The following is a 4,807-nucleotide window of genomic DNA, read 5'->3' as shown; positions in this document are numbered from 1 at the left end:
TCACTTTCTTTGCCGCCGCAAAGAAAGTAAGCAAAGAAAGCGGGCTCACACCGCCAGTGCTTGACCCTTACCCACGGGCTCTCAACGTCCCCATACTTCATGCGGCAGTGTACTAACTTATGTTCGTTGCCAACGCTCTGGCTAAACGCCTCACCCGCTTCACGCACCTGTGGCACGGCTTAGGGCATCGAACGTTTCAGCGCCGCATGTCGGTAGTGAATATGGGTTGCTGTGTCGCACAGGACGCCGCCCGCACTTGGAGCGCATCGTGTAGCGAAGGTGTCCTGTGCGACGCGAATGCCTACACACAGTTTGCCGCAAAGGGGCGCTGGACTGTTCGATGTCGCAAGCCACAATTCGGGTGCACGATGCAGGTGAGGCGTTTAAGTAGCGCGCTGGCAACGAACATGGGCCAGTATGTTGCCGCGTGAAGGATGGGGCCGTTGAGAGCCCGTGGGTAAAGGTCAAGGATTGGCGGTGTGAGCGGCTTTCTTTTGCCTACTTTTCTTTGCCGCTGCAAAGAAAAGTAGGTGCCGCCCCGCACAGGGGCAACACCCGCGCCGCGAGGCGCAATCGCGGATGCCAGCGGCACGCTAAAAAAACCAACCAGCGTCGCAGACAAAAACCTACCGCACTCTCCACCACCGCGGCAACAGCCGCCTGACATCACCCCGCCGATACCTGTCATCGATCAGATGCACGACGCCCGCATCCTGCTCGGTGCGGATCACCCGCCCCGCCGCCTGCACGACCTTTTGCAAGCCCGGAAACAGATAGGCATAGTCATAGCCATTGCCGAACTTCGCGTCGAACGTGCGGCGCATCTGCTCGTTGACATCGTTCATCTGCGGCAAGCCGAGCGTCGCGATGAACGCGCCGATCAACTGATCGCCGACGAGATCCACGCCCTCCGAAAACGCGCCACCGAGCACAGCAAAGCCGACGCCCGCCCCGCTCGCGCGAAAGCGCGCGAGAAACGCGTCGCGCGCCGCTTCGTCCATGCGCGGCTCCTGCGTCCAGATGGGCACCTGCGGATGACGCTCGCGCATCGAATCGGCGACGCGCTGAAGATAATCGAAGCTGCTGAGAAAGCCTAGATAGTTGCCGGGACGCTGCGCATACTGCTCTGCGATCAGATCGACGATCGGCGCGAGCGAACGCTCGCGATCGCGCCAGCGCGTCGACACGTGATGCGCGACGTGCACGTCCAGTTGCTCCGCCCTGAACGGCCCTTCGACGTCGAGCCAGCCACTATCGTCGGGTAAGCCGAGCATGTCGCGATAGAAGTGCTGCGGACTGAGCGTGCCCGAGAACAGAACCGTCGCACGCGCGGCCGCATAGCGCGGCTTCAGGAACGGCGCGGGAATCACGTTGCGCACGCAAAGCGATGTCGACGACTTCGCGCGCGCAGCCGCATGATCCGAATCGAGCGTCACGTCGACAATCGAGTGATCGCCGAACGCCTCCACTAGCGACACGAAATGCAGCGCATCGAAATAAAATCGCAGCACGGTATCGTCGATGGGTTGCGGCGCTTCGGCAAGCTGATCGCCAATCGACGCGATCAGATTCTGCACCGCCGATTGCAGCTTCGGCGGCACGGCGGGCAGAACTTCATACGCCGCGTTGCGCTCGCGGTTCAACGCATTCCACTCGCGATTCAAGCGGTCGAATGGCTTCTTCAGTGCAGCGGGCGCCGCATGACGCGCGCCGCGAAACGCGCCCTGATCGAGCGTCGTGCTGTACATGCGTCGCGCGCGGTCGGGCAGATTGTGCGCCTCGTCGACGAGCACCGCGACGCGCCAGCCGTTCATCTGCGTGAGCGCATACAGCATCGCGCTGCTGTCGAAGTAGTAGTTGTAGTCGCCGATCACGACATCGCACCAGCGCGACAGCTCCTGCGCGAGATAGTACGGACAGATGCCATGCGCGAGCGCCGCTTCGCGCACGGCCGCGCGATCGAGCATGCGCGACTGCAAGGCCGTGTCCCGCGCAGCGGGCAGGCGGTCATAGAAGCCGCGCGCGAGCGGACACGATTCGCCGTCGCATGACTTGTCGGGATGCTCGCACGCCTTGTCGCGCGCGACGAGTTCGAGCGTGCGCAGCGGCAGCGCCTCTTCGTTTCGATGCAGCGACTTGATCGCATCGAGCGCGAGCGCGCGGCCGGGCGTCTTCGCGGTCAGAAAGAACACACGATCGAGATGATCCGCGCCACACGACTTCAGCAGCGGAAAGATCGTGCCGAGCGTTTTGCCGATGCCCGTCGGCGCTTGTGCCATCAGACAGCGCCCGTCGCGCGCGGCGCGAAACACGGCCACCGACAACTCGCGCTGCCCGCTGCGAAACTCGCGATACGGAAAACGCAGCGCGTTCAGCGCCGCGTTGCGCGCATCGCGATGCGCTGCTTCGCACGCGGCCCACGCGACGAAACGTTCGCACTGGTCCTCGAAGAACGCGCGCAATGACGCCGCCGTGTGCTGCTCGGTCAGCACGGCTTCCTTCTGATCCGCGATGTCGAAGTAGACAAGCGCGACCGTGAGTTCGTCGAGTTCGCGCGCCACGCACAGCAGATGTCCATACACGAGCGCCTGCGCCCAATGCAGCACGCGATGATTCGCAGGCATGCGCTCGAGATCGCCCCGATGCGTCTTGATCTCTTCGAGCCGGTTGAGCGCAGGGTCGTAGCCGTCGGCGCGGCCGCGCACGGTCAGCGAACCATGCGTGCCCGTCAGCGTGATCTCGGTTTCGTAGCCTGGCGCGCGCCGCGCCGTCACCGTCTGATGCCCCGCGATGCCTTCGAGCGCGGAAGGCGCAGGCGTGAAGCGCAGATCGAGATCGCCGCGCCGCGCGGTGAATTCGCACAGCGTGCGCACGGCGACGATGTAGGTCATGCCCCCTCCGTGTCGCCGATGTCGCCGATGTCCACGCTGGCGATCGCATTCGCATCGTCGTTGCAGCCGACCCAGCGCACGTCGAGCACGCTCACAGGCATGCGATGCCGCACGCAGTACTCCAGCCAGCGGATCTGGTTGTCCTGCAGACGATCGCCCGGTCCTTTCACTTCGATCAGCTCGTAGCGGCGCTCGCCCGGCCAGAAGCGGATCAGATCGGGCAAGCCGGAACGGTTCGCGCGAACGTCGGCCAGTAGCCTGTCGAACCACAGTTTCAGATGCGCAGCCGGCAGGCAATCGAGCGCGAACGTCAGCAGCTCGGGCGTCAGCATGCCCCAGAACACGAATGGCGATTGCAACCCTGCTTTGGTTTCGAAGTGACGCTGTATCGTCGTGCGATATTCGCCGCTGTCGAGTTGCGCGAAGCACGCGTCGAACTGCGCGGCGCGGCGCACGCGAAAGTCGGGCGCGTGCAGATCGGCGGGGCCGCGCTGAAACGGGTGGAAAAACGCGCCGGGCACGGCTGCGAACACGGGCTCCCAGCACAAGAGGCCGAACAGCGAATTGATCAGCGCGTTCTCGACGTAATGAACAGGCGCGTCTTCCGTCGACAGATGATCGCGTGCGATATATTCGACTGCAAACGGATCGGCAGGACGCGGCAGTTCGAGCATGCTGCGCGGCGCGGCGCGTGCTTTCGCCGCCTTGTGCGCGGCAAGTCCGAGCCGTCGTTGCAGACGCGGCACGATACGCGCAAGACGCTGCAACTCCTCTTCACTCTCCGGTTCATCGGCGGCTTGAAGCGCCAGCGCGAGCGCTTGCGCATCGCGGCCCGCGCGTTCGAGCACGCGCATGCGACGATGCCGCGCGCCCGGCCACGCGCAACGCTCGTATACGCGCAACGCCGCATCCCAGTCATGCCGGCGTTCGGCATACTGGCCGATCGCGAACAGCAGTTTCGCGCGGCGCAGCGCAAGCCATGCGTTATCTCGCGTATCGATTCCATCGACGGCTTCGAGCAGTGGCTCCAGCGCTTCGCCGTCCGTCAGCTCCAGCGCTTCGCGGCACGCATGCAGCGCCAGATAGCAGTCGACATCGGCCCTTTGCTGAAACGCGCGCGACGAATCGGCAAACGCGACGCGCTCGTACTGGAACACGCCCAGATCGGCGAGCACGAACTCGGACCAGTCCTGATGCAGATTGCCGAAGAACATCAGCCTGAAGCGCTCGCACAACGGCGCGACGAGCACGCGCAGCGCGGCTTCGTCCGACGCGTCATCCCACTCGCGATACCGCCGTTGCCTCGCATGGTCCGCCTGGTCCGCATCCGCGCGCAACGCTTCGAGCCACTCGGCCTTGCGCGCGCCCTTGAGCGCGGGGGCATCGGCGAGCACGCGCTGAAGCTCGGGGCGCGTCGCGAGCGCGAACAGTTCGTCGAGCGACACCTCCGCATCCGCATCGACCCAGCCAAGCGCGGCGAGCGGTGCGGCGGCCTGCACCGGACAGCCGATTTCCGCATACGCGAGCCGCCCCGTGCGAAACAGCGTGCCCTTGCGCATCAGCATCCGAACAAGCAGCGCGCGCGACGCTCGCGGCAAACGCGCCGCGTCGTGCAGAAACGTGTGCAGAAAAGCGCGCTCGCCGTCGTCGAGCAGGTCGTCGTAACGCTCGGCGATCCACGCGAGCGCGCGCTCGAAGTTCAGCAGGTAGTAGAAGGGAGACCCGGAATACGGATCGGGTGCGTCGGTCGGCACGAATGTCGGCAACAGAAGGGATCAAGAAGGACTGTATATCTATAAGGGCTATCCACTTAGCACCACCTGAGAGAAAATGTCGGTGTGAGCGAATTCCAGCCTACCCCGACCGCCGGCGTCGACTACCCTCGGACGTGGAGCCAGTTTGAAGACTGGTTTGTC

Annotated in this window: 2 protein-coding genes; both read right to left on the bottom strand. The window is 64.3% G+C overall.

The genetic code is table 11. The annotated features are described in order from the left end of the window. Window positions 1–626: 626 nt before the first annotated feature. Window positions 627–2,891 (bottom strand): ATP-dependent DNA helicase, encoded by a 2,265-nt coding sequence (locus BN2476_RS43500; RefSeq protein ID WP_087740289.1) that lies wholly within the window; start codon window positions 2,889–2,891, stop codon window positions 627–629. Then, window positions 2,888–4,645: a VRR-NUC domain-containing protein gene (locus tag BN2476_RS43495; RefSeq protein ID WP_087740290.1), complete on the bottom strand. Its 1,758-nt coding sequence runs from the start codon at window positions 4,643–4,645 to the stop codon at window positions 2,888–2,890. The genes BN2476_RS43500 and BN2476_RS43495 overlap by 4 nt, the downstream gene beginning before the upstream one ends. Window positions 4,646–4,807: the final 162 nt, after the last annotated feature.

The organism is Paraburkholderia piptadeniae, from assembly GCF_900007165.1.
In the GTDB taxonomy this organism is placed as follows: domain Bacteria; phylum Pseudomonadota; class Gammaproteobacteria; order Burkholderiales; family Burkholderiaceae; genus Paraburkholderia; species Paraburkholderia piptadeniae.
The sequence above is the reverse complement of the archived record's forward strand: the minus strand, read 5'-3'. Positions and strand labels throughout refer to the sequence as shown.

Bases quoted from the DNA above. Each gene is read 5' to 3' on its own strand.
- BN2476_RS43500 (WP_087740289.1), bottom strand. From the start codon at position 2,891: ATGACCTACATCGTCGCCGTGCGCACGCTGTGCGAATTCACCGCGCGG.